A 22562-nucleotide genomic window follows, 5' to 3' on the forward strand; every position below is an offset into this window, starting at 1 on the left:
GGCTCAGCGGGGGAGCGGGGGTCAGAGCGAGCGGCCGAGGGTGGCGACGAGCTCGGCGATCCGGGCCTCGTCCCGCTGGTAGTACGTCCACTTGCCGACGCGCGTCGCCCGGACCAGCCCGGCACGCTGAAGTTCGGCCATGTACGCGGAGACGGTCGACTGCGCGAGCCCCGCCTTCTCCCGGATGTGCGTCACGCACACCCCGACCTCCACCGGATCGGCGATCGCCCGCTCGACCGGGAAGTGCCGCGCCGGCTCCCGCAGCCACTGCAGCACCTGCAGCCGAACTGGGTTCGCCAACGCCTTGAAGACGTCGAGCAGCTGCTTGACGTCGGCCTGGGATCCGGTGCGTGTCGTCATGGTGTGGCGCCCAGTATATCGGCGTATAACGACCTATACTGCAGCCTGTGAGCGAAGAACACTCGCGGCCGCGCGCGCCGATCACCGAATCCGACGTCCTCGCCTGGCTGGAGACGACCGCGGCCGCCGTCGAGGCGGGGGAGGTGGGCGCCCAGGACCTCATCGACCTGCTCGGCGAGCTGCGCCGGGCGTCCGCGGCCTGCGCCGACGCCTCGGACTGGCTGCTGCTCGCGGCGCGGGAAAGCGGCGCCAGCCTCCGCCAGATCGCCCCGGTCTTCGGCAAGGGCTACGTCCGGGCGCCGGCCGCGCGGCTGGAGAAGCTCCACCGCCAGGCCCAGAACGCGAGCCAGTGGCTGGCCATCCTGCGGCACAAGCAGACGGCATGAGCGCGGATCGCGTCGCCCTCGGCCTGGCCGCGCTGGGCCGCCCGGCCTACATCAACCTCGGCAGCGAAGGGGCGCTGCCGCCGGTGCGGGACGTCGCTTCGATGCGCGCGGCGACCTTCGCGGTGCTCGACGACGCCTACGCCGCGGGTGTCCGGCACGTCGACGTCGCCCGGTCGTACGGGCGCTCCGAGGAGTTCCTGGCCGGGTGGTTCGCCGAGCGCGGGCACACGGGGGTCGAGGTCTCCAGCAAGTGGGGCTACGCCTACGTCGGGGACTGGCGGCTCGACGCGGACGTGCACGAGGTGAAGGAGCACTCGGCGGCGCGGTTCGCGGCGCAGTGGGCGGAAACCCTGGCGCTGCTGGCGGATCGGGTGGGGCTCTACCAGGTGCATTCGCTCACTGTGGACAGTCCGCTGTTCACCGACGAGCCGCTGCTCGAAGCGCTGGCCGAGCTGTCCGCGAACGGGGTCGCGGTGGGGTTTTCGACGTCGGGGCCGGCGCAGGCGGCGGCGATCGAGCGGGCGTTCGCGCTGGAAGTGGCCGGGCGCCCCGTGTTCTCCGCGGTGCAGTCGACGTGGAACGTCCTGGAACCGTCCGCGGGGACGGCGCTCGCCGCGGCGCACGCGGCCGGGAACCGGGTGCTGGTCAAGGAAACCCTGGCCAACGGCAGGCTGGTGGTCGAGGCGCCGGCTGCGGTGCGCGAGATCGCGGCCGCGCACGGGACGGGCCCGGACGCGGTCGCGGTGGCCGCGGTGCTGGCGAACGGCTGGGTGGACCGGGCGGTGATCGGCCCGGCGAGCCCGGCGCAGCTGGCGTCCAACCTGCGGGCCACGACCGTGGAGCTGACCGCGGCCGAGCGGGCTGCGCTGGCCGGACTCGCCGAGGAGCCCGGGGCGTACTGGCGACACCGGTCCTCCTTGGCGTGGCGCTGACGGGCTGCACTACCCTTCGCAGGCACGAAACCGACGACAGGAGGCCGGGTGCGTCATCGTCAGGTGGTCGCCTTGGCCGCGGTCGCGCTGGTGGGCCTGACGGCCTGCGAAGGGCCCGACCCGAACAACCTCGAGACCTACTACGACGATCCGGCGCCGACGTCCGCGCCGGTCACGACGGCCGAGGTGCCGGTGAGTCCGGCGAAGGCCGCTCCGGTCACGCCGCAGGCGCCCGACCTCGGCCTGCTCGCCGAACGCGCGCTGCTGTCCGATGCGGACGTCGCGGCGGAAGGGGTGCAGCCGGGCTCGGGTGAGGCTTCGGGGTGTCTGGCGGACGGGCCGTCGGCGGGCAGCCGGACCGCGACCTGGCGCTACCCCAGCGGGTCGGTGCTGAGCCACCGCGTCGTGGCGTTCCCGGACCGGTCGGCCGCCCAGGCCGTCGCGGAGAACGAGTGCGCGGGCAAGGTGGTGAACGTCCCCGTCCAGCCCGGTACCGAGCGGCAGCAGGCCTGGTGCGAGGGCAAGACCTGCACGGTGTTGCTGGCCAAGGGGAGCCTCGTGTCCGAGCTGACGGTCTCGGCGAGCACCGAGACGCGGGCCGTGGACGCGGCGAAGCGCCTGCTCCCGGCGATGACGGCGAAGCTGACGGCTCAGCCGTAGCGGCGGAACCACTCCTGGACGCCTTCGCGGCCGTCGGGGATGAAGGGCAGCTCCGGGGCCGGGTCGTCGACCCAGGCCCGCAGGTCGGCCAGGGGGATCCAGCGGCCTTCGACGATCTCTTCGGCCTGGTGGCGGATCGGGCCGTCCCAGCGGACCTCGAAGGCGAAGTTGTGGCAGCGGTTGCGGCCGTCGTCGTAGACCTTGGTGAACAGCGGAACGGGTTCCACCCCTTGGACGCCGAGTTCTTCGGCGAGTTCGCGGCGGGCGCACTCGGCCGGGGTCTCGCCGGCGGCGACCACCCCGCCGGCCCAGCAGTCCCAGGTCGAGGGGAAGACGTCCTTGCCGGGGGTGCGGAGGTGCACGTAGACGGCGGATCCGTCACCCGAACGGACCAGGACGACACCGGCGGCGTGCCACCGCGCTTCGGCGCGCACGCGGGCGCGGGTCGTGGCGCCGACGACCGCGCCGGCCTGGTCATAGAGGGCAACGAGTTCGTCACTGCCTGGCATGGGTGCATCGTTCCACTAGGGCGACCCCGTAGGGTGGTGACATGCGGCGGATCATGGGAACCGAAGTCGAGTACGGCATCTCCGTGCCGGGCGACGCGACGGCGAACCCGGTACTCACCTCCACCCAGGTCGTGCTGGCCTACGCGGCGGCGGCCGACATCCCGCGCGCCCGGCGGGCGCGGTGGGACTACGAGGTGGAGAGCCCGCTGCGGGACGCGCGCGGGTTCGACCTGACCGGCCCGGGCGGCCCCGGCCACGACCCGGACGTCGAGGACCTGGGCGCGGCGAACGTCATCCTGACCAACGGCGCGCGCCTGTACGTCGACCACGCGCACCCGGAGTACTCGGCGCCCGAGGTGACGAACGCGCGGGACGCGGTCATCTGGGACAAGGCGGGCGAACGGGTGATGGAGGAGGCGGCCATGAAGGCCGCGTCCGTGCCGGGGCAGCCCCAGCTGCAGCTGTACAAGAACAACGTCGACGGCAAGGGCGCGAGCTACGGCACGCACGAGAACTACCTGATGGCGCGGTCGACGCCGTTCACGGCGGTGATCGCGGGGCTGACGCCGTTCTTCGTGTCGCGGCAGGTGGTGACCGGCTCGGGCCGGGTCGGGATCGGCCAGCAGAGTGAAGAGGCCGGCTTCCAGCTGTCCCAGCGCGCGGACTACATCGAGGTCGAGGTCGGCCTGGAGACGACGCTGAAGCGCGGGATCATCAACACGCGCGACGAGCCGCACGCGGACGCGGACAAGTACCGGCGGCTGCACGTCATCATCGGCGACGCGAACATGTCGGAGTACTCGACGTACCTCAAGGTCGGGACGACGGCGCTGGTGCTGGACCTGATCGAGTCGGGCATCCGGTTCGACGAGCTGAAGCTGGACGAGCCGGTCAAGGCGGTCCACCAGATCAGCCACGACCCGACGCTGAAGACGCAGGTCGCGCTGGCGAACGGGAAGAAGTACACCGGGCTGGACCTGCAGTTCGCCTACCACGAGATCGCGTCGCAGAACCTGGAGCGCACGGGCGCGGACCAGGCGTCGAAGGAGGTCCTGCGGGTCTGGGGCGAGATCCTGGACGCGCTGGCGCGGGACCCGCAGGAGTGCGCGGATCGGCTGGACTGGCCGGCGAAGCTGCGGCTGCTGGAGGGCTACCGGCAGCGCGACAGCCTGGCCTGGGGCGCGCCCCGGCTGCGGCTGGTGGACCTGCAGTATTCGGACGTTCGGCTGGCGAAGGGCCTGTACAACCGGCTGGTGACGCGCGGGTCGATGAAGCGGCTGGTCTCGGAGGAGGAGGTGCTGGCCGCGGTGACGACGCCCCCGTCGGACACGCGGGCCTACTTCCGGGGCCGGGCGCTGGAGAAGTACGCGACCTCGATCGCGGCGGCGTCGTGGGATTCGGTCATCTTCGACGTGGGCAAGGAGTCGCTGGTGCGGATCCCGACGCTGGAGCCGCTGCGGGGGACGAAGGCGCACGTCGGCAAGCTGCTGGACAACGCGGCGACGGCGGAGGAGCTCGTGGAGGCGCTCACCGGTTCGGACTAGGCGGGACGCACCAGCGATCGCGGCGTGACCCCGAATGTCGGGGGCGCTGGGTAGGCTAGGAAACATCAGCCACACCGGGAGGCGAGATGGCCCAGGAAAAGATCGAAAAGCACGGCGGTGGTGACTCCGACGAGGAGTTCGAGGACACCGGCGCGGCGGGTCAGGAGCGGCGCGAGAAGCTCGGCGAGGACGTGGACACGATCCTCGACGAGATCGACGACGTGCTCGAGGAGAACGCCGAGGACTTCGTCCGGGCCTACGTGCAGAAGGGCGGCGAATAGCCGCTCGGGGCTTTCCGCCCTTGCCGACCGTTCAGCCGGCGGCCGGCGTTCCGCGCGGCGTCCTGCCCGCGCGGGGCTCCGGCCCGCACAGATGGGATTTTTGAGCACGTATGGACAACACCAGGGGCATCTCGGGTCCCGCGCTGCCCGGGGCGTACTTTTCGTCGGCGACGTCGTCGTTTTCCGACTTCCTGCGGGAGCAGGCGCCGGAGCTGCTGCCCCAGCGCCGGATGGCCGCGAGCGCGGCGGAGCTGGGCGTGCCGCACGGGACGACGATCGTCGCGTGCACCTTCGCGGGCGGGGTCCTGATCGCGGGTGACCGCCGGGCGACGTCGGGCAACCTGATCGCGAGCCGCGACATGGAGAAGGTGCACGTCACCGACGAGTATTCGGCGGTGGGCATCGCGGGCACGGCGGGGCTGGCCGTGGAGATGGTCCGGCTGTACGCGGTGGAGCTGGCGCACTACGAGAAGATCGAGGGCGTTTCGCTGTCGCTGGACGGCAAGACGAACAAGCTGGCCGGGATGGTCAAGGCGAACCTCGAGATGGCGATGGCCGGGCTGGCGGCGATCCCGTTGTTCGTGGGCTACGACCTGGAGGCCGAGGACGCCAAGCACGCCGGCCGGATCGTCTCGTACGACGCCGCGGGCGGCCGCTACGAGGAGAACGGCGGCTACGCATCGATCGGTTCGGGTTCGCTGTTCGCGAAATCGGCGTTGAAGAAGCTGCACGACCCGGACGCCGACGTCGAGGGCGCAATCCGCGCGGCGGTGGAGGCCCTGTACGACGCAGCGGACGACGACACGGCCTCGGGCGGCCCGGACCTGGTCCGGCGCATCTTCCCGACCGTCGTGACGATCACGGCGGAGCAGGGCGCTCTGCAGTTGCCGACGGCCGAGGCGGCGGCGGTCGCGGAAGCGGTGGTGGCGGGCCGGATCGAGCGCCACCAGCGCCGCCTGTCCTGACCCCCGCGGAGCTGAACCAGTGAACGTTGGAACACCGGAAGACCTGGAGCGCACACCGTGACGATGCCGTTGTATGCCTCTCCCGAGCAGCTGATGCGGGAGCGTTCCGAGCTGGCGCGCAAGGGCATCGCGCGCGGCCGGAGCGTGGTGGTGCTGAAGTACGCGGGCGGCGTGCTGTTCGTGGCGGAGAACCCGTCGGCCACCCTGCACAAGGTCTCCGAGATCTACGACCGCATCGGATTCGCGGCGGTCGGCCGCTACAGCGAGTTCGAGAACCTGCGCGTGGCGGGAATCCGCCACGCGGACCTCAAGGGCTACCAGTACGACCGCCGCGACGTGAGCGCACGGGCACTGGCGAACGCGTACGCGGCCACGCTGGGCAGCATCTTCACGGAGCAGCTGAAGCCGTTCGAGGTGGAGATCTGCGTAGCGGAGGTCGGAGCAAGCGCAGCGGAGGACCAGCTGTACCGCCTGACGTACGACGGTTCGATCTTCGACGAGCCCCAGTACGTGGTGATGGGCGGCCAGACGGACAAGATCTCGGCAAAGCTGAAGGAGACGTTCGAGGACGGCCTGGACCTGCAGGCGGCCCTGGGAGTGGCGGTGGCAGCCCTGAGGGCCCCGAGCCAGCCGGCCCCGGCATCGTCATCGGGCTCGTCGTCGTCATCGACGGCCACATCGAACGGAAACGGCGACGCGGACCCGATCAAACTGGAGGTGGCGGTCCTGGACCGAGACCGCCCCCGCCGATCATTCCGCCGCCTGACAGGAGCAGCCCTGGACACCCTCCTCCCGGTCCCCGACCCCCAGGGCGAGGAGCCAGAGGGCAAACCAGAAGGCGAGTAAGCAGAGCACCAAAGCGGGGCGTGGCCGAAGGTCACGCCCCTTTGTTTGCCCTTGCAGTCCCAAACCCCGGCGCAGGCAAGAAAACCAGACCCCGGAGAAACAGGCCCTCCAACCACACCCCCCTGCCGACCCGATACGCAGCCGCATCAGCGGCCGACAGGCCGTGTCAAGGCACGCTTTCCCGCCTTGACACGGCCTGTCGGCCGTTGAACAATCCGGCGTTCGGGCGGGAGGGGAGACTCCGGCAGGGCAGAGTCCGGCAGAGCAAACCCCGGCAGGAGAAGAACTCAAGACACAGCAGGCGAAGCCCGAAAGTTCTGATCAGCAAAGGCAAGCAGGTAAGGAAGCGTAGCCCGAGCGGTATGCCAGGTGTGGTTGAACCCCCGCTCGGCATGAACAACAGCATCCTGCCCCCGAGCCTGCAGAGCAGCAGCAATCCGCCGAGCGGTGCTCACATCAGTAGGAGCCCCAGTACCAACAGCAAGCATGACCGAAATCGGAGCACTGAACTTCATCCCAGGCAGGTACCGCCGAGGCGTGTTGGCAGCGATAGCGGCCTGATCACCACCCAGAATCCCAATCGAGTCGTTGAGATCGTCATAAGGCAGCGCGATCACGAGAGTCGCGAACTCGTCCACATGATGAAGCCCGATGTTGAGCGCCCCAAACCCCCCACCGGACATCCCGCCCAGAGCCCGGTGAGCACGATCGGCATAGGTCCGATACCGCTGGTTAACGGCAGGAACAACGGTCTTCGCAAGATAGGTCTCCAGCTGAGGCCCACCGGGAACGTCAAGACACTCCCAGTCGGTACTCGGATTCCCCGCGGTCAGGTCGACGCTGACCACGATCATCGGCGCGATGACATTGGCCTGCTGCAGCGCCAGGAGGGTACCGGGAGCATCCCCCGAGGTCAGCCAGTCACGAGGACCGCCGAAGGGATACCCGTGAATGAGGTAAACGACCGGATACCGGCGGCCCGGGTCGGCGTCGTACCCCGGCGGCAGGATGACGTAGTTGCTACCGGAAGGCACCCCATGAGCGGGATCGGCCAGGTTGACGACGTCGATCCGCTGCCCAGCAGCGGCCGAACCCACCCCCTTACCGGGCCCCTTCCCAGGCCGCGGCGCGGAAGAGGAATCCGACGACGGCTCAGGAGCCTCCTTGCCGTCATCGAGCAGATGACCGGCGACATTGATCACCCCAGGACCGCGCTGGAGGAGACGAGCGAGGTCGTCTGACGTGCGCACATACCCGACGTAGCTGTTGACCGCGGTGACAGCGGCCAGCAGCAGAAGAACGCCGAAAGCGGTGAACCCCCAACGCCGCACCCGCCGGCGGTACCACAGCGCGACCACGACGGCGAGGACGGCAACCGCACCCGAGGCCAGCCCGAGCCAGATCAGCGGCGACTCGAGCGGGCCGAGGTCGCGGGCGCGCGCGGTGATGTTCCCCGGCAGCACCGGGTCGGTCCCGGCCCGGTGGATGACGCTCGCCAGGCCGTACCCGTCCATGCAACCCCGCCCGTCCCGGCCGCGGGCAGGGTTGCCCGCAACTCGGTCGCGAAACTAGCGGGAACTCCCTGTGGGTTCGTTGAGAGAAGGTAAAGCAACCTCAGGGGCGGTAGAGCGTCAGGGCGCTGGGGCGGGACCGGAACCGGAACCGGTTGCCGAGCGGGCCGACCTCGCCGTCGGTGGCGACGCGGCGGTTGCCGTCGAGCAGCTCGACGTCCAGTTCCGGCAGGTCGAGCTCCTGGTAGACGTGGCTGGCGGCGAGGCTGCGGGTGACCATCGCCAGCAGGAACCGGGCCCGGGAGTAGGGCAGGTCGGCGCGCAGGTAGCGGATGTCGAGCAGGCCCGTGTCGAGCGCCGGCCGCCGGCTCGGGGCGAAGCCCTTGGGCGCGTACGTGCCGTTGCCCACGAACAGCAGCCAGACCTGCGCCTTCTTGCCGTTGAGCCGGACGGTCAGCGGCTTGGCGTTCCGCAGCGTCCTGGCCAGCGCGATCGCGGCCGACGGCCACTTCGGGTGCTTCTCCTGCAGCTTCTCGCGCAACCGGACCATCTCCGGGTAGCCGCCGAGGCTGGCGGTGTTGACGAACCAGCGGTGGGCCGGCTCGCCGGCGCCCTCGATCTCGACTTCGCCCAGGTCGACGCGGACGGCGTTGCCGATCTCGGTCGCCGCGTCGGCGTCGGGCATGGAGCTGACGCCGACGTCGCGGGCGAAGTGGTTGAGCGTCCCGGCCGGGACCAGGGCCAGCGGCAGGTCGCGTTCGGCGGCGACGGAGGCCACCGCGGCGACGGTGCCGTCCCCGCCCGCGACGCCGAGCGCGCGGACCGTGCCGCGGGCGTCGATTTCGGCCTCGAGCTGGGCGCGGAGGTCCTGCCCGGGGTCCGGGTAGAGCACCGTGGCCGCGGGCCAGGCGAACTTGACGTCCTCGGTCGGGTCCTGGCCGGCCACGCCGGAGTTCGGGTTGACGACCGCGAGCATGTCCTCGCCGTCGACCATCTCGGGGGCGTCCGCGTCGTGGGCGGTGCGGCCGGGGACGTCGTCGTGCAGCGGCCACCAGTGCCGGGTGGCCAGCCCCACGCCGACGCCGATGCCCAGGCCGACGCCGACGTCTGAGGGCCAGTGGACGCCGGTGTGGACGCGGGAGTAGGCGACGGCCAGCGCCAGCGGCGCCACGGCGAGCCCGGCCCGCGGCGACTCCATCGCCACCGCCGTCGCGAAGGCGGCCGCGGACGCCGAGTGCCCGGACGGGAACGACGAGGACGTGGGCCGTTTCCGCAGGCGGCGGCGCACCGGCGTCTCCTCCTCGGCCGGTCGGCGGCGGGGGAACAGCGGCTTGCCGATGAGGTTCGCCGCCGCGCTGGCCCCGGCGATCGCGACCACCCCGCGCAGCGCGGCCCGGCGCGTCTCGCCAGGGCGGGCGGCCAGCAGCGCCGCGACGCCCCACCACAGCCGGGACTTGTTCGCCGATCTGGACAGCGTCATCAGCGCGTCGTCGGCTCGGGAGGCGGGCAGGGCCGCGCTGCGGCGCATCAGCGCCCGATCGGTCCGGCCGACCTGCCGGAAGGCCCGGATGAGCTGATGTGACAAGGAGTCCGCCTTCCGCACGTCGTCAAGAGCTGTGCTCCAATCGTGCCTGATTCGGGGAGATTTCACCGTCTGTGGCGTACTGGGGGCGTGTCGACGCCCGAACGGCGCACCGTCGAAGGGGGTGCAGCGCCTACTCTGGTGGGATGCAGCGGCGGATCTTTGGCATCGAGACCGAGTTCGGGGTCACGTGCACCTTCCACGGACAGCGCAGGCTCTCGCCCGACGAGGTGGCGCGGTACCTGTTCCGGCGGGTCGTGTCGTGGGGACGCTCCTCCAACGTGTTCCTGTCGAACGGCTCACGGCTCTACCTGGACGTCGGCTCGCACCCCGAGTACGCGACGGCCGAGTGCGACGACCTGGTCCAGCTCGTCACGCACGACAAGGCGGGCGAGCGGATCCTCGAGGACCTGCTGGTCGACGCCGAGCGCCGGCTCGCCGACGAGGGCATCGGCGGCGACATCTTCCTGTTCAAGAACAACACCGACTCGGCGGGCAACTCGTACGGCTGTCACGAGAACTACCTGGTGACCCGCGCGGGTGAGTTCTCCCGGATCGCGGACGTGCTGCTCCCGTTCCTGGTGACCCGCCAGCTCATCTGCGGCGCCGGCAAGGTGCTGCAGACCCCGCGCGGCGCGGTCTACTGCCTCTCCCAGCGTGCCGAGCACATCTGGGAGGGCGTCTCCAGCGCGACGACCCGGTCGCGGCCGATCATCAACACCCGCGACGAGCCGCACGCCGACGCCGAGCGCTACCGGCGCCTGCACGTCATCGTGGGCGACTCGAACATGGCCGAGCCGACGACCATGCTCAAGGTCGGCTCGGCGAACCTGGTGCTCGAGATGATCGAGGCCGGCGTCCAGTTCCGCGACTTCACCCTGGACAACCCGATCCGCGCGATCCGCGAGATCAGCCACGACCTCACCGGCCGCCGCCAGGTCCGGCTGGCCGGCGGCCGCGAGGCGTCGGCTCTGGACATCCAGCGCGAGTACCACGCTCGGGCCGTCCAGCACATCAGGGACAACGGGTCGACGGCGGCGAACGAGCGCGTCGTCGAGCTGTGGGGCCGGGCCCTCGAGGCGGTCGAGCAGCAGGACTTCAGCAAGATCGACACCGAGATCGACTGGGCGATCAAGCACCGGCTGGTCGAGCGCTACCGGCACAAGCACGACCTGGACCTGTCCAGCCCGCGCATCGCCCAGCTCGACCTGGCCTACCACGACATCCGCCGGGGCCGGGGCATCTTCGACCTGCTCCAGCGCAAGGGCCTGGTCCGCCGGGTCACCGACGACGGCGAGATCGAGGCGGCCAAGGACACCCCGCCGCAGACGACGCGGGCGAAGCTGCGTGGCGACTTCATCGCCGCCGCCCAGGCCGCGGGCCGCGACTTCACCGTCGACTGGGTGCACCTGAAGCTCAACGACCAGGCCCAGCGCACGGTCCTGTGCAAGGACCCGTTCCGCTCGGTCGACGAGCGCGTGGAACGCCTGATCAGCTCGCTCTAGCCGGTCGTGAGTGGTAAGGCGCGTTCTAACGCGCCTTACCACTCACGACGGTGGGCAGTCCCGACGAAAGTCGCGCGGCCGGTGCGGCAGGATCGCCGCATGCGTGTCGTGCTGCTCGTGTGCGCCCTGCTGGTCTCGATCGCGGTCCCGGCGTCGGCGGGGGAGCACCTGCCGCAGTGGGAGCTGAAGCCGACCGGCGTCACGGCTCAGTTCCGCGGCCTGTCCGCGGTCAGTGCGCGGGTGGCGTGGGTCAGCGGCACGCAGGGGACCGTCCTGCGCACCACCGACGGCGGGGCGACCTGGAAGTCCGTCGGGCCGCCCGGGACCGAGACGCTGCAGTTCCGGGACATCGAGGCGTTCGACGCCGAGCACGCCGTGGTCCTCTCGATCGGCCCCGGCACCGACTCCCGCGTCTACCGGACCGACGACGGCGGCACGCACTGGCGCCAGACGTTCCAGAACACCGACGCGGCGGCGTTCTACGACTGCCTCGCCTTCTTCGACCCGTGGCGCGGGCTGGCGATGAGCGACCCGGTCGACGGCCGGTTCCGCGTCCAAGCGACGTTCGACGGCGGCCGAAGCTGGCGCCCGGTGCCCGACAGCGGCTTCCCGCCCGCCCTGCCCGGCGAGGCCGGGTTCGCGGCCAGCGGCCAATGCGTCACGACGGCCGGGCCGTTCGACGCCTGGCTCGCCACGGGCGGCGGCGCGACGGCCCGCGTCCTGCACTCCGGCGACGGCGGCCGCCACTGGACGGCGTCGGACACGCCGTTGCCGAGCAGCCCGTCGGCCGGCGTGTTCGCGCTCGCCTTCCGGACCCCGGGCCAGGGCGTCGCGATCGGCGGCGACTTCGCGAACCCGGACGCGCCGGGCCCGGCGGTCGCGCTGACCCGCGACCGCGGCCGCACCTGGCGGACACCGGCGCAGTACCCGGCCGGCTACCGCTCCGGGCTGGCGTGGCGCGGCGGGACGGTGCTGGCCGTCGGCCCGGGCGGCAGCGACCTGAGCTCCGACGGCGGACGGCACTGGACCCGGTTCGACACCGGCAGCTTCGACACCGTGGACTGCGCCGGGGCGGCCTGCTGGGCGAGCGGCGCCCAGGGCCGCGTCGCCCGCCTCCGCTAGAGCACCTGCCCGGTCGGGCGGACCATGATCTCGTTGACGTCGACCGACGGCGGCTGGGAGAGCGCGTAGAGCACGGCACGGGCGATGTCGGCCGGCTCCAGGTGGGGTTTCTCGCGCTGCTCGTCGGTGAGGATGTCGGTGTCGGTGATACCGGGGTTGATCAGCGTGACGCGCACCCCGGTGCCGACGGCCTCTTCCCGGATCGCCCCGGCCATCCCGGTCACGGCCCACTTGGTCACGGAGTAGAGGCTGGCGTTGCGGATGTAGCGGCCGGCGACCGAACCGGTGATCAGCAGGTGCCCGGCGGATTCCCGGAGCGCGGGCAGGACGGCGCGGGCGGTGTAGGCGGCTCCGAGGACGTTGGTGCGGACCATGGGCTCCCACGCGCGCGGATCGGGATCGTCATCGCCGAAGAAGGAGGTCCCGACCCCGATCCCGGCGTTGGCGAAGGCGGCGTCGAGGCGCCCGAACCGCCGGACGGTGTCGTCGACGGCTCCGGAGATGCCGGGCCAGTCGCCGACGTCGGCACCGAGGGCGAGGGCCCGGTCTTCGCCGAGCTCGGCGGCGAGGGGAGCGACGGCGTCGGCCTGGCGGGCGACGAGGGCGACCCGGAACCCGGAGGCGGCGGCGAGCCGGGCGGTGGCGGCGCCCAGGCCCCGGGAGGCACCGGTGATGAGGAGAACGCGATCATCCATGCGCTCCAGGCTAGGGAGGTTTCACGGGGTCAGCACGAGCTGGCCGCGCAGGCCGCCGGTGGCCAGCCGTTCGTGGGCCACCGCCGCCTCCGACAGCGGCAGGACCCCCGCCACGCGCAACGGCAACGTCCCGTTCTCCGCCAACCCGGCCAGCTCCGCCAGCCGCCCGCCGTCCGCGCGGATCCACACACTCCTCACCCGGATCCCGCGCAACGGCAGCGGCGCCGCCCCCGCCGCGAACGCCACGAACTCGCCGCCACCTCGGACCGCGTCCAGCGCGTCCAGGCCCAGCAACGCCGGGTCCAGCACCGCGTCCACCCCGCCCGGCACCACCGCCCGCACCCGGTCGCCGAGTGACGGGCCGCGTGGCACGAACTCGTCCGCCCCGAACCGGCGGACCTCCGCCTCGTCCGTCTCCGCTGCGACCGCCACCACCCGCAGCTTCCGCGCGTGTGCCAGCGCCACCGCGTACCCGCCGACCGCGCCCGCCGCGCCGGTCACCAGCACGCTGCCCGTCGTCTCCACCAGATCCAGGGCCTGGGCCGCGGTCAGCGCGTTCAGCGGCAGCGTCGCCGCTTCGACCGCCGACACCCCGGCCGGTGCCGGTGCGACCGCCGAGGCGTCCAGGACGATCTGCTCGGCGTACGCGCCCAGCGGCGTGGCGATGCGGTCGCGGAGGCCGATCACCGCGTCGCCCGGCGCGAACCCGCCGCCCGGGGTCTCGACCGTGCCCGCCACGTCCCAGCCCAGGCCCAGCACCTCCCGCGCCGGCACCACGCCGGCCTCGGTCAGCCACCCCGCCCTGGTCGCGACGTCGACCGGGTTGACCGCGGCCGCCGCCACCCGGATCCGGACCTGGCCCGGGCCGGGCTCCGGGACCGGCACCGCCACCTCTTCCAGCACCTCGGGGCCCCCGAACCGCCGTACCACGATCGCCCGCATCGCACCTCCACCCGCCGGAAACCTTCCCCGCGAACGTATGGGGAGCTACTCTCCGATGGGAAGTACGCACCTGCAGGTGCCTACCGCAGGAGGAGGTTCGCCCGGTGCCCACCCGCACGGCGGAACAGCGGCGGCAGGCCGAAAAGGCCGCCTACGACGCCTATCTCGCCGCCTGCCCGACCCGGAAGCTGCTGGACGAGATCGCCGGCAAGTGGGTCAGCCTGATCCTCGTCGCGCTCGGTGACGGCCCGCAGCGCTACAGCGACCTTTCGCGGCGGATCGCCGGGGTCAGCCAGAAGATGCTCACCCAGACCCTGCGGGTGCTCGAACGGGACGGTCTCGTCCGCCGCGAGGTCACCCCGGCGGTGCCCGTACGCGTCGACTATTCCCTTACGCCGCTGGGGGAATCGCTGCGCGCGCTGATGGCCGGGTTCAAGGCGTGGGCCGAGGCCAACTTCGAAGCCGTCGACGCCGCCCGCACCGATTACGACGCGCGTACGCCGGACCTCACGATCGGGCCGGGCGGCGCGGGCTAGGCTCTACCGGGTGTCCACCGCACGCGCCGAACGGCTGGTCAATCTGGTGCTGGCCCTGTTGTCCACCCGGCAGTACCTCACTGCCGAGCGGATTCGCGGCATCGTGCCCGGATACGGCGACGCGGCCAGCGACGACGCCTACTTCCGGATGTTCGAACGCGACAAGACCGAACTGCGCGAGCTCGGCATCCCCCTGGAAACCGGCCGCAACTCCGCCTTCGACGCGATCGAGGGCTACCGCATCGCCCGCCGCGACTACGAACTCGGCGAGATCGACCTCGCGCCCGACGAAGCCGCTGCGGTCGCGCTGGCGTCGCGGCTGTGGGACTCCCCGGAGCTGACCGGGCAGGCGCAGGGCGCGCTGGTGAAGCTGCGCGCCGCCGGTCTGGAGGTCGACGACCAGGCGCCCACGGTCGTCGAACCGCGGGTGCGCGCCGAGCCGGCGTTCGGGCCGCTGCTGGCCGCGGTGCAGAACGGCCAGGCCGTGCGGTTCGAGTACCGCCGCAGCGGCTCGCCGGAACGGATCATGCGCACCCTGGAACCGTGGGGCGTGGTGTCGTGGCGGGCCCGCTGGTACGTCGTCGGGCACGACCGCGACCGCGGCGCCACCCGCTGCTTCCGGCTCTCCCGCGTGACCGGCCAGGTCCGCCCGGTCGGCAAGCCCGGCGAGGTGCGCCGCCCCGAGGGGGTCAACCTGCTCAAGCTCGTCACGGCCACCGGCGACAGCGAACCGTCACCGGTCACCACGGCCCGGGTCTGGGTCGCCGACGGCCGCGCGGCCGGGGTCCGCCGCCGCGGCACCGTCGTCGGCCGGACCACCGTCGACGGCGAAGAGGGCGACCTCGTGGAGATCGGCCTGCTCTACCCGGAGTCGGCCGCCGACTGGATCGCCGCCCAGGGCCCGGACGTCGTCGTGTTCGAACCCGACGTGCTGGCCAAGAGCGTCCAGGACCGGCTCGAAGCCGTCGTGGCCCGGCAGGGGGGCGTGTCGTGAGCGGGTCCACCGACCGGATGCCGAGGCTGCTCGCGCTGGTGCCCTACCTGCTGGCGCGCCCGGGTGTGCGCATCGACGACGCGGCGCACGACTTCGACGTCACGCCGAAGCAGCTGCGCAAGGACCTCGAGCTGCTGTGGATGTGCGGGCTGCCGGGCTACGGGCCGGGCGACCTGATCGACCTGTCCTTCGAGGGTGACACGATCGTCGTCACCCACGACGCCGGGATGAGCCGCCCGCTGCGCCTCACCGGCGGCGAAGCGACCGCGCTGCTGGTGGCGCTGCGGGCGCTGGCCGAGACGCCGGGCGTGGTCGACGGCGACGCCGTCCGCCGGTCCATCGCCAAGATCGAGTCCGCCGCCGGGCAGGCCCAGCCGGCCGGCGTGGTCGTCGGCGGGGGAGTGCGCGAAGGCAAGCGGACCGCGCGCACCCGCGAGGAGGTCGCCCGCGCCCTGCAGGACGGGCGGGCGCTGCGGATCCGCTACTACACCGCGTCGAAGGACCAGATCACCGAGCGTACGGTCGACCCGATGCGGCTGCTGATCGTCCAGGCGGTCGGCTACCTCGAAGCCTGGTGCCGCCGCGCCGAGGGCGTCCGGCTGTTCCGGCTCGACCGGATCGACGAGCTGGCGATCCTCGACGAGCCGTCCCGCCCGCCCGCGCACGCCCACCCCACCGACATCTCCGAGGGTGTCTTTCGTGAGCGTCCCGACCAGCGGGAGGCGGTGCTGGTCCTCGACCCGGACGCACGCTGGGTAGCCGAGTACTACCCGTGCGAGGAGCTCGACGAGCTCGACGGCGGCCGCCTGCGGATCCGGATGCGCTACGCCGACCAGTCCTGGATGGTGCGCCTTGTCCTGGGTTTGGGCGGGGAAGCGCTGGTGGAGAGCCCGGCCGACCTCGCGGCGGACGTCGGTCGCCGCGCCGCCGGCGCGGTGGCCCGAGCCCGTCACCTTCCGTCAACCTGCGACCACTAGGCTGACGGCGTGCCGTACCTGCCCACGATCGCGCTCGCCGCGCTCGGCCTCCTGCTGCTCCTGGTCCTCCTGGTGCGGACGGTCAAGGTCTTGCGTGGTTTCCGGCAGACCGCAAGCATGGTGGCTACGAACACCCAGGACCGGGCCGGGTTGCTCCGCGCCCGGACGGCAGCGCTGCGCGTCGCGTTCGAGCAGCGCCGCCGGAAACCGGAAAACCAGTAACATCCCTACCAGACGCAGATAGGAGGCCATCTTGTTCGCCAACGGATTGCAAGGATGGCATTTGATCATCTTGGTGCTGCTCGTCGTGCTGCTGTTCGGGGCCAAGCGGCTTCCCGATGCGGCGCGGTCGATCGGCAAGTCCATGAAGATCTTCAAGGCCGAGACCAAGGACCTCGCGGGCGACAAGAACGCCTCGCACGAGGACGCCGAGCCCGTCGAGACCAAGCAGATCCCGGCGACGCCCGCCCCGGCGGCCACGACCGACCAGCAGGTCGCCGACCTGCAGCGGCAGCTCGACGAACTCAAGAAGCAGCAGGCCGCGGACCAGCCGCAGAAGAACGCCAGCTGACGCGGTACTGAAGCCACACCCGGTCCCTGGTCCACGGAGCGCGCCCGGCCGGCGCGCTCCGGCGGACTCCGACGAGAACGGAACAACCCGTGGCGGAATCCGCCTCCGGAAACGGTGACAGCCGCCGGTCGAAGCGGCGCAGGCGCAGCCGTCGCGCCAACCCCGACGGCACGATGACGCTCATCGAGCACATCTACGAGTTCCGCCGCCGCCTCGGCTTCGCGCTGCTCGCGGTCGTGCTCGGCGGGATCATCGGGTTCTTCTGGTTCGGCACCCACATCGGGCCGATCCCGTCGCTCGGCGACCTCGTCAAGGACCCGTACTGCGCCATCCCGCCCAACCGGCGGCTCGACAGCGCCGAAGGGTGCCGGCTGCTGCAGACCGTGCCGTTCGAGGCGTTCATGACGCAGCTGAAGGTCGGCATCGCGGCCGGCGCGGTGCTGCTCTCGCCGGTCTGGCTGTACCAGATCTGGGCGTTCATCGCGCCCGGCCTGTACAGCAAGGAGCGCAAGTACGCGCTGACGTTCGTCGGGTTCGCGTCGGTGCTGTTCGCCGGCGGCGCCGTGCTCGCCTACATCCTGTTCCCGCACGCCCTGCAGCTGCTCATGGGTTTCGGCCAGGACGCGTTCGTCACCGCGCTCACCGCGGACAAGTACATCTCGTTCCTGCTGTCGCTGCTGATCATCTTCGGGATCAGCTTCGAGCTGCCGCTGCTGGTGGTCATGCTCAACCGCGTCGGCGTCGTGAAGTACGCGCAGCTGAAGAAGTGGCGCCGCGGCATCGTGTTCGCCCTCTTCGTCTTCGCGGCCTTCGCCACCCCCGGGTCCGACCCGTTCTCGATGCTCGGCCTGGCCGGTGCGCTGACGGTGCTGTTCGAAATCGCCGTCCAGCTCGCCCGGATCCACGACCGCCGCAAGGACCGCGAACGCCACGACGAGGGCTGGGACCAGCTCGCCGACGACGAGGCGGCGCCGTTCGACTACACGCCGAGCACCGTCGACGACGAACCGTCCACGCCGACCGCCTCCGGTGGCCGGTCGAGCACCGACGACGTCACCTAGTGGGGCTCCACGCCGCGCTCGCCGTGCACCCGGCCTCGGGGCACGGCGCGGCCGCCCGGATCGCCGACACGGTCGCCGCGCGGCTGCGCACGGCCGTCGACCGGCTCGACGTGCTCGTCGCGAACACGGTCGAGGAGTCCCGCGAGCTGATGCGGACCTCCCACGCCGCGGGGCTGGACGTGCTGGTCGTCCTCGGCGGCGACGGCGCCGCGCACCAGGGCGTCCAGTTCTGCGCGAACAACGACGTCGCGCTCGGGCTCGTCCCGGCGGGCACCGGCAACGACTTCGCGCGCGCCCTCGGCGTCCCCGGGGAGCCGTTGCCGGCGGTCGACGCGCTGGTCGCGGCCCTGCGCTCGGGTGCCCGCCGCCGGATCGACCTCGGGCGGATCGGCTCCACCTGGTTCGCGACGGTCCTGTGCGCGGGCTTCGACGCCAGCGTCAACGAACGCGCCAACCGGATGCGCTGGCCGTCCGGGCCGCGCCGCTACGACCTCGCGATCCTCGCCGAGCTCGCCGGGTTCCGCTGCCGCCCGGTGGTCGTCGACACCGGCAGCGAACGCTTCGAACTCGACGCCACCCTGGTCGCGGTCGGCAACACCCGCTTCTACGGCGGCGGCGTCCCGATCTGCCCGACGGCCGACCCTGAGGACGGCGTCTTCGACGTCACGATCATCGGTCACGCCACCCGCCGCGGCCTGATCCGGATGCTCCCCGGCATGCGCACCGGCAACCACGTCACCCACCCCGCGGTCCGCACCCTGCGCGCCCGCTCGGTCACCCTGTCCGGCAACGCCTGGCCCGCGTACGCCGACGGCGAGCCGCAGGGGACCGTGCCGGTGACCGTCAGCTGCGTCCCGGGCGCCCTGACGGTGCTGGCCTAACGGTCGTAGCCGCCCGCGCGCGCCACCAGGTGCCGGAAGTGCTCCGGGGTCAGCAGGCGGCCCGCGGCCGCGAAGTAGACGCCGCCGCAGCGGTGGCAGAACCAGCCCTGCTCCCACACCTGCTGCGCCGCCGGCACCCCACGCCGCTGCTTCCGGTGTTCACGCAGCCGCCGCGCGTACAGCCAGACCAGCACTCCGGCCGCGACGTACACGCACACCGCCGGCAGGGAGACCACGGCGATGCCCACCGCGCCGCCCGGTGGCGGGTCGCCGATCGCCGCGAACGGCAACAGCAGGAAACAGCTGCCGGCCAGCGCCAGCACGATCGCCGCCGCCAGCAGCCCGCCACCCCGGCGCGGGGGAGGGAAGGGGTCGAGGGAACGCGCTACCGACGTCACCGATATGCCGCTGAACTGCGGATTCGTCACCACGAACCCCTCGCCCGCCGGCACCGTCACCTGGGGGCCCCGGCCGCGGAAAAAAGAATGCCCGCCGCGGTACACCGCCGGCACGTGCTGGACCTGATCCAGCAGCCCGCAGCTCGGACACGGTTCCGTCATGCCCGCTCCGACGCGGCCCGCCCCAGGCCGGTTCCGGTACTCAAGTGTATAACGCCCTATACTGTGGGGCAGTCTTCAAGATCAAGATCGTCGCCACCACGAAGAACAAAACGCCCGGACGTCACGCGGCGTGCGGACTGCCGGGGGGATGTGAAACCCTGACGAGGTGGCCAGTAGCCCTTCTTCGTCCCCGGCCGAGGCCTATGCGGCCTCCGCGCGCCGCGGGAAGTACCCCCAGCTGACGCGCTTCGCCGCGGAGGCGTCCTTCGAGTTCGACGAGTTCCAGATCCGCGGGTGCGAGGCCCTCGAGGGCGGTCACGGCGTGCTGGTCTGCGCGCCCACCGGGGCGGGCAAGACCGTGGTCGGCGAGTTCGCCGTGCACCTGGCCCTGGCCGAAGGCCGCAAGTGCTTCTACACGACGCCGATCAAGGCGCTGTCGAACCAGAAGTACGCCGACCTGGTGGCCCGGTACGGCACCGACGCGGTCGGCCTGCTGACCGGGGACACCTCGATCAACGGCAACGCGCAGGTGGTCGTGATGACCACCGAGGTGCTGCGCAACATGCTCTACGCCGGCTCGTCGACGATCACCGATCTCGGGTACGTGGTGATGGACGAGGTGCACTACCTGGCCGACCGGTTCCGGGGTGCGGTGTGGGAAGAGGTGATCCTGCACCTGCCCGAGCACGTGCGGGTGGTGGGGCTGTCGGCGACGGTGAGCAACGCCGAGGAGTTCGGCGAGTGGCTGGTGGAGGTCCGGGGCGACACCACGGTCGTGGTGGACGAGCACCGGCCGGTGCCGCTGTGGCAGCACATGCTGGTGGGGAACCGGCTGCTGGACCTGTTCGCCGGGGAGGACGTGCACGCGCCGGGGGCGGAGCTGCGGATCAACCCGACGCTGCTGCGGCGGACCGAGGAGATCGGCCGCCAGTACGCGCCGGCCGGGTTCCGGAGCCCGCGGGGGCGCCGGGGTGCGCCGCCGCGGATGCCGCGGTTCCGGCCGCCGTCGCGGGTGGACGTGGTGGAGCAGCTGGACCGGGCGGGGTTGCTGCCGGCGATCGTGTTCATCTTCTCGCGCGCGGGTTGCGATGCTGCGGTGACGCAGTGCGTGCGGTCGGGGCTGCGGTTGAACGGGCCGGGTGAGGTGGAGGAGATCCGGCGGGTCATCGAGGAGCGGACGGCGGACCTGCCCGAGGGTGACCTCGGGGTGCTGGGGTACTGGGAGTGGCGGGAGGCCCTCGAACGCGGGATCGCCGGGCACCACGCGGGGTTGCTGCCGGCGTTCAAGGAAACCGTCGAGGAGCTGTTCGTCCGGGGCCTGGTGAAGGTGGTGTTCGCGACCGAGACCCTCGCGCTGGGGATCAACATGCCGGCGCGGACGGTCGTGCTCGAGCGGCTGGTCAAGTACAACGGCGAGGCGCACGTCGACCTGACGCCGGGGGAGTACACGCAGCTGACGGGCCGGGCCGGGCGGCGCGGTATCGACGTCGAAGGGCATGCCGTCGTCGCGTGGCAGCCGGGGGTGGATCCGAAGCAGGTGGCGGGGCTGGCGTCGACGCGGACGTATCCGCTGCGGTCGTCGTTCCGGCCGGGGTACAACATGGCCGTGAACCTGGTGGCACAGGTCGGGGCGGCGGAGGCGCGGGAGCTGCTGGAGCAGTCGTTCGCGCAGTTCCAGGCGGACCGGTCGGTGGTGGGGACGGCGCGCCGGATCGAGCGGAACAAGGAGGCCCTGAAGGGCTACGCGGCCGCGGTGACCGGCGATTTCGACGAGATGCTGGAGTACGTCGAGCTGCGGGCGAAGATTTCGACGCGGGAGAAGGCGTTGTCGCGGCAGAACACCGCGGCGCGGCGGGCCGGGACGGCGGAGTCGCTGGAGAAGCTGCGCAAGGGTGACGTCATCGCGGTGCCCGCGGGCCGGCGGGCGGGGCTGGCCGTGGTGGTGGATCCGGGGCTGGACCCGATCCGGGAGCCGCGGCCGGTGGTGGTGACCGAGGACCGGTGGTCGGGGCCGTTGTCGGTGGCGGACTTCCCGGCGCCGGTGGAGGCACTGGGGCGGATCCGGTTGCCCAAGCACGTGGAGCTGCGGTCGCCGCGGGCGCGGCGGGACATCGCGTCGACGTTGCGGAACGCGGGGATTTCGCTGCCGGGGCGGCAGAAGCGGCGGTCGGGGGCGAACGAGGACGGGGAGCTGGCCGCGTTGCGGCGGGCGTTGCGGGCGCACCCGTGCCACGGGCTGGCCGAGCGTGAGGCGAACCTGCGGTGGGTGGAGCGGTACCAGCGGCTGGCGGCGGAGACGCAGCAGCTGGAGCGGAAGGTCGCGGCGACGACGCACTCGCTGGCGCGGGCGTTCGACCGGATCCTGGCGCTGCTGGGTGAACGTGGCTACCTCGGCCCGGAGTCGGCCGGGGACGGCGAGGACCGCGTGACCGAGGACGGGCGGCGGCTGACGCGGTTGTACAGCGAGTCGGACCTGCTGGCGGCGGAGTGCATCCGGCACGGGGTGTGGCGGAACCTGAACCCGGCGGAGCTGGCGGCGGTGGTGTCGACGCTGGTGTTCGAGGCGCGGCGGGACACCGCGGGGGAGCCGCGGTTGCCGGGCGGTGCGGTGCCGGAGGCGTGGCAGGAGACGGCGCGGCTGTGGGTGGAGCTGACCGAGGACGAGCGGCGGCACCGGCTGGACCGGACGCGGGAGCCGGACGCGGGGTTCGCGTGGCCGGTGTACCGGTGGGCGCGGGGTGAGTCGCTGGAGAAGGTGCTGACGGCGGCGGAGGCGAACGGACAGGAGCTGTCGGCGGGTGACTTCGTGCGCTGGTCGCGGCAGGTGATCGATCTGCTGGACCAGATCCGGGACGTGCTGGGCAAGGCGGACCCGGTGGGTGCGGCGGCGGCCGATGCGGTGAAGGCGCTGCGCCGTGGGGTGGTGGCCGCGGGGGCGGCGTGAACTCGGTGTCAGCGATCCGGCCAAAAGCAGGCCGACCCCCGGACGGCGAGTGACGGTAGCCGCGAAAGTCATTCGGCCGTGGCTGTGGTCGGATTGCTGACGATCGGCGCAGTAGCCCAGGTGGACGCCGTGAGCGTGGGATCGTGTGCTCGAGTCCGACCTGTGGTTGGATCGCGTGCGACACCGTGTTTGCGCGGC

General features: G+C 72.0%; 24 protein-coding genes. 17 read left to right on the plus strand and 7 right to left on the minus strand.

Annotated elements, in window-relative coordinates:
* Positions 1–21: 21 nt before the first annotated feature.
* Positions 22–360, minus strand: coding sequence for an ArsR/SmtB family transcription factor (locus OO60_RS01585; RefSeq protein WP_003075668.1), 339 nt, complete (start codon positions 358–360; stop codon positions 22–24).
* Between the two features lie 47 nt (positions 361–407).
* Here OO60_RS01585 and OO60_RS01590 point away from each other — a divergent pair, with 47 nt between their 5' ends.
* Genes OO60_RS01590 through OO60_RS01600 form a run of 3 tightly spaced genes read left to right on the plus strand, consistent with a single transcriptional unit; the run spans position 408 to position 2338 of the window.
* Positions 408–746, plus strand: a complete 339-nt coding sequence (locus OO60_RS01590) for a hypothetical protein (protein WP_003075665.1) — start codon at positions 408–410, stop codon at positions 744–746.
* Positions 743–1678: an aldo/keto reductase gene (locus OO60_RS01595; protein ID WP_003075662.1), complete on the plus strand. Its 936-nt coding sequence runs from the start codon at positions 743–745 to the stop codon at positions 1676–1678. The genes OO60_RS01590 and OO60_RS01595 overlap by 4 nt, the downstream gene beginning before the upstream one ends.
* Before the next feature lie 48 nt (positions 1679–1726).
* Positions 1727–2338 carry a hypothetical protein gene (locus OO60_RS01600; RefSeq protein ID WP_240490661.1) on the plus strand — a complete coding sequence of 204 codons (612 nt, stop codon included), beginning with the start codon at positions 1727–1729 and terminating at the stop codon, positions 2336–2338.
* Here the strand turns inward: OO60_RS01600 and OO60_RS01605 are convergent.
* The gene (locus tag OO60_RS01605; RefSeq protein ID WP_003075656.1) at positions 2329–2847 is read right to left on the minus strand and encodes an NUDIX domain-containing protein; all 519 of its coding nucleotides are present in this window, start codon (positions 2845–2847) and stop codon (positions 2329–2331) included. The genes OO60_RS01600 and OO60_RS01605 overlap by 10 nt on opposite strands.
* A gap of 41 nt (positions 2848–2888) precedes the next feature.
* On the opposite strand from OO60_RS01605, the gene dop reads away from it, so the two are divergent.
* The 4 genes from dop to prcA all read left to right on the plus strand — a co-directional run bounded on the left by dop (position 2889) and on the right by prcA (position 6483).
* On the plus strand, positions 2889–4391 hold the full coding sequence (gene dop / locus OO60_RS01610; RefSeq protein WP_033260668.1) for a depupylase/deamidase Dop: 1503 nt from the start codon (positions 2889–2891) through the stop codon (positions 4389–4391).
* A gap of 86 nt (positions 4392–4477) precedes the next feature.
* The gene (locus OO60_RS01615) at positions 4478–4672 is read left to right on the plus strand and encodes a ubiquitin-like protein Pup (RefSeq protein WP_003075646.1); all 195 of its coding nucleotides are present in this window, start codon (positions 4478–4480) and stop codon (positions 4670–4672) included.
* A 110-nt stretch (positions 4673–4782) separates the two neighbouring features.
* A complete protein-coding gene (gene prcB, locus OO60_RS01620) occupies positions 4783–5637 on the plus strand; it encodes a proteasome subunit beta (protein WP_003075643.1) in 855 nt (284 codons plus the stop codon).
* A 57-nt stretch (positions 5638–5694) separates the two neighbouring features.
* The gene (gene prcA, locus OO60_RS01625) at positions 5695–6483 is read left to right on the plus strand and encodes a proteasome subunit alpha (protein ID WP_081655801.1); all 789 of its coding nucleotides are present in this window, start codon (positions 5695–5697) and stop codon (positions 6481–6483) included.
* Positions 6484–6770: 287 nt separating this feature from the next.
* Here prcA and OO60_RS01630 read toward each other — a convergent pair whose 3' ends face one another.
* Complete coding sequence (locus OO60_RS01630) at positions 6771–7997, minus strand: alpha/beta hydrolase (RefSeq protein ID WP_003075637.1); 1227 nt, start codon at positions 7995–7997, stop codon at positions 6771–6773.
* Positions 7998–8097: 100 nt separating this feature from the next.
* On the minus strand, positions 8098–9522 hold the full coding sequence (locus tag OO60_RS01635; RefSeq protein WP_051767635.1) for a bifunctional phosphatase PAP2/diacylglycerol kinase family protein: 1425 nt from the start codon (positions 9520–9522) through the stop codon (positions 8098–8100).
* A 200-nt stretch (positions 9523–9722) separates the two neighbouring features.
* Between OO60_RS01635 and pafA the strand changes: the two genes are divergently transcribed.
* Both pafA and OO60_RS01645 read left to right on the plus strand, forming a co-directional pair.
* Positions 9723–11081 (plus strand): Pup--protein ligase, encoded by a 1359-nt coding sequence (gene pafA, locus OO60_RS01640; protein ID WP_033260669.1) that lies wholly within the window; start codon positions 9723–9725, stop codon positions 11079–11081.
* A gap of 99 nt (positions 11082–11180) precedes the next feature.
* Positions 11181–12203: a WD40/YVTN/BNR-like repeat-containing protein gene (locus tag OO60_RS01645; protein ID WP_033260670.1), complete on the plus strand. Its 1023-nt coding sequence runs from the start codon at positions 11181–11183 to the stop codon at positions 12201–12203.
* Here OO60_RS01645 and OO60_RS01650 read toward each other — a convergent pair.
* Entirely contained in the window at positions 12200–12898 is a 699-nt protein-coding gene (locus OO60_RS01650) for an SDR family oxidoreductase (RefSeq protein WP_003065069.1), read from the minus strand. The genes OO60_RS01645 and OO60_RS01650 overlap by 4 nt on opposite strands.
* A gap of 21 nt (positions 12899–12919) precedes the next feature.
* Positions 12920–13840, minus strand: a complete 921-nt coding sequence (locus OO60_RS01655) for an NADP-dependent oxidoreductase (protein ID WP_003065072.1) — start codon at positions 13838–13840, stop codon at positions 12920–12922.
* Positions 13841–13944: 104 nt separating this feature from the next.
* Here OO60_RS01655 and OO60_RS01660 point away from each other — a divergent pair, with 104 nt between their 5' ends.
* From OO60_RS01660 to OO60_RS01690, 7 genes are all read left to right on the plus strand, one after another.
* Positions 13945–14376, plus strand: coding sequence for a winged helix-turn-helix transcriptional regulator (locus OO60_RS01660; RefSeq protein WP_003065074.1), 432 nt, complete (start codon positions 13945–13947; stop codon positions 14374–14376).
* 10 nt (positions 14377–14386) lie between these two features.
* On the plus strand, positions 14387–15370 hold the full coding sequence (locus OO60_RS01665; protein WP_033260671.1) for a helix-turn-helix transcriptional regulator: 984 nt from the start codon (positions 14387–14389) through the stop codon (positions 15368–15370).
* Positions 15367–16347 carry a helix-turn-helix transcriptional regulator gene (locus tag OO60_RS01670; protein ID WP_003065081.1) on the plus strand — a complete coding sequence of 327 codons (981 nt, stop codon included), beginning with the start codon at positions 15367–15369 and terminating at the stop codon, positions 16345–16347. Before OO60_RS01665 ends, OO60_RS01670 begins: the two co-directional genes overlap by 4 nt.
* A 9-nt stretch (positions 16348–16356) precedes the next feature.
* A complete protein-coding gene (locus tag OO60_RS01675) occupies positions 16357–16569 on the plus strand; it encodes a bacteriophage holin (RefSeq protein ID WP_003065084.1) in 213 nt (70 codons plus the stop codon).
* A gap of 61 nt (positions 16570–16630) precedes the next feature.
* Entirely contained in the window at positions 16631–16918 is a 288-nt protein-coding gene (gene tatA, locus OO60_RS01680; protein ID WP_003065087.1) for a Sec-independent protein translocase subunit TatA, read from the plus strand.
* Positions 16919–17007: 89 nt separating this feature from the next.
* Positions 17008–17979 carry a twin-arginine translocase subunit TatC gene (gene tatC, locus OO60_RS01685; RefSeq protein WP_003065090.1) on the plus strand — a complete coding sequence of 324 codons (972 nt, stop codon included), beginning with the start codon at positions 17008–17010 and terminating at the stop codon, positions 17977–17979.
* Complete coding sequence (locus OO60_RS01690) at positions 17979–18860, plus strand: diacylglycerol/lipid kinase family protein (protein ID WP_003065093.1); 882 nt, start codon at positions 17979–17981, stop codon at positions 18858–18860. The genes tatC and OO60_RS01690 overlap by 1 nt, the downstream gene beginning before the upstream one ends.
* Here the strand turns inward: OO60_RS01690 and OO60_RS01695 are convergent.
* Positions 18857–19420 (minus strand): hypothetical protein, encoded by a 564-nt coding sequence (locus tag OO60_RS01695; protein ID WP_003065095.1) that lies wholly within the window; start codon positions 19418–19420, stop codon positions 18857–18859. The genes OO60_RS01690 and OO60_RS01695 overlap by 4 nt on opposite strands.
* Before the next feature lie 166 nt (positions 19421–19586).
* Between OO60_RS01695 and OO60_RS01700 the strand changes: the two genes are divergently transcribed.
* A complete protein-coding gene (locus OO60_RS01700; protein WP_003065098.1) occupies positions 19587–22364 on the plus strand; it encodes a DEAD/DEAH box helicase in 2778 nt (925 codons plus the stop codon).
* The last annotated feature ends 198 nt before the right edge of the window (positions 22365–22562 follow it).

The sequence above is a fragment of the Amycolatopsis vancoresmycina genome (assembly GCF_000716785.1).
GTDB classification, from domain to species: Bacteria; Actinomycetota; Actinomycetes; order Mycobacteriales; family Pseudonocardiaceae; genus Amycolatopsis; species Amycolatopsis vancoresmycina.

What these genes read in the sequence shown, in the direction of transcription:
- pafA (WP_033260669.1), top strand. Translation starts at nt 9,723, where the DNA reads ATGCAGCGGCGGATCTTTGGCATCGAGACCGAGTTCGGGGTCACGTGC.
- OO60_RS01615 (WP_003075646.1), top strand. Translation starts at nt 4,478, where the DNA reads ATGGCCCAGGAAAAGATCGAAAAGCACGGCGGTGGTGACTCCGACGAG.
- OO60_RS01645 (WP_033260670.1), top strand. Translation starts at nt 11,181, where the DNA reads ATGCGTGTCGTGCTGCTCGTGTGCGCCCTGCTGGTCTCGATCGCGGTC.
- dop (WP_033260668.1), top strand. Translation starts at nt 2,889, where the DNA reads ATGCGGCGGATCATGGGAACCGAAGTCGAGTACGGCATCTCCGTGCCG.
- OO60_RS01635 (WP_051767635.1), bottom strand. Translation starts at nt 9,522, where the DNA reads ATGCGCCGCAGCGCGGCCCTGCCCGCCTCCCGAGCCGACGACGCGCTG.
- OO60_RS01585 (WP_003075668.1), bottom strand. Translation starts at nt 360, where the DNA reads ATGACGACACGCACCGGATCCCAGGCCGACGTCAAGCAGCTGCTCGAC.
- OO60_RS01695 (WP_003065095.1), bottom strand. Translation starts at nt 19,420, where the DNA reads ATGACGGAACCGTGTCCGAGCTGCGGGCTGCTGGATCAGGTCCAGCAC.
- prcB (WP_003075643.1), top strand. Translation starts at nt 4,783, where the DNA reads ATGGACAACACCAGGGGCATCTCGGGTCCCGCGCTGCCCGGGGCGTAC.
- OO60_RS01655 (WP_003065072.1), bottom strand. Translation starts at nt 13,840, where the DNA reads ATGCGGGCGATCGTGGTACGGCGGTTCGGGGGCCCCGAGGTGCTGGAA.
- OO60_RS01595 (WP_003075662.1), top strand. Translation starts at nt 743, where the DNA reads ATGAGCGCGGATCGCGTCGCCCTCGGCCTGGCCGCGCTGGGCCGCCCG.
- OO60_RS01605 (WP_003075656.1), bottom strand. Translation starts at nt 2,847, where the DNA reads ATGCCAGGCAGTGACGAACTCGTTGCCCTCTATGACCAGGCCGGCGCG.
- OO60_RS01630 (WP_003075637.1), bottom strand. Translation starts at nt 7,997, where the DNA reads ATGGACGGGTACGGCCTGGCGAGCGTCATCCACCGGGCCGGGACCGAC.
- OO60_RS01650 (WP_003065069.1), bottom strand. Translation starts at nt 12,898, where the DNA reads ATGGATGATCGCGTTCTCCTCATCACCGGTGCCTCCCGGGGCCTGGGC.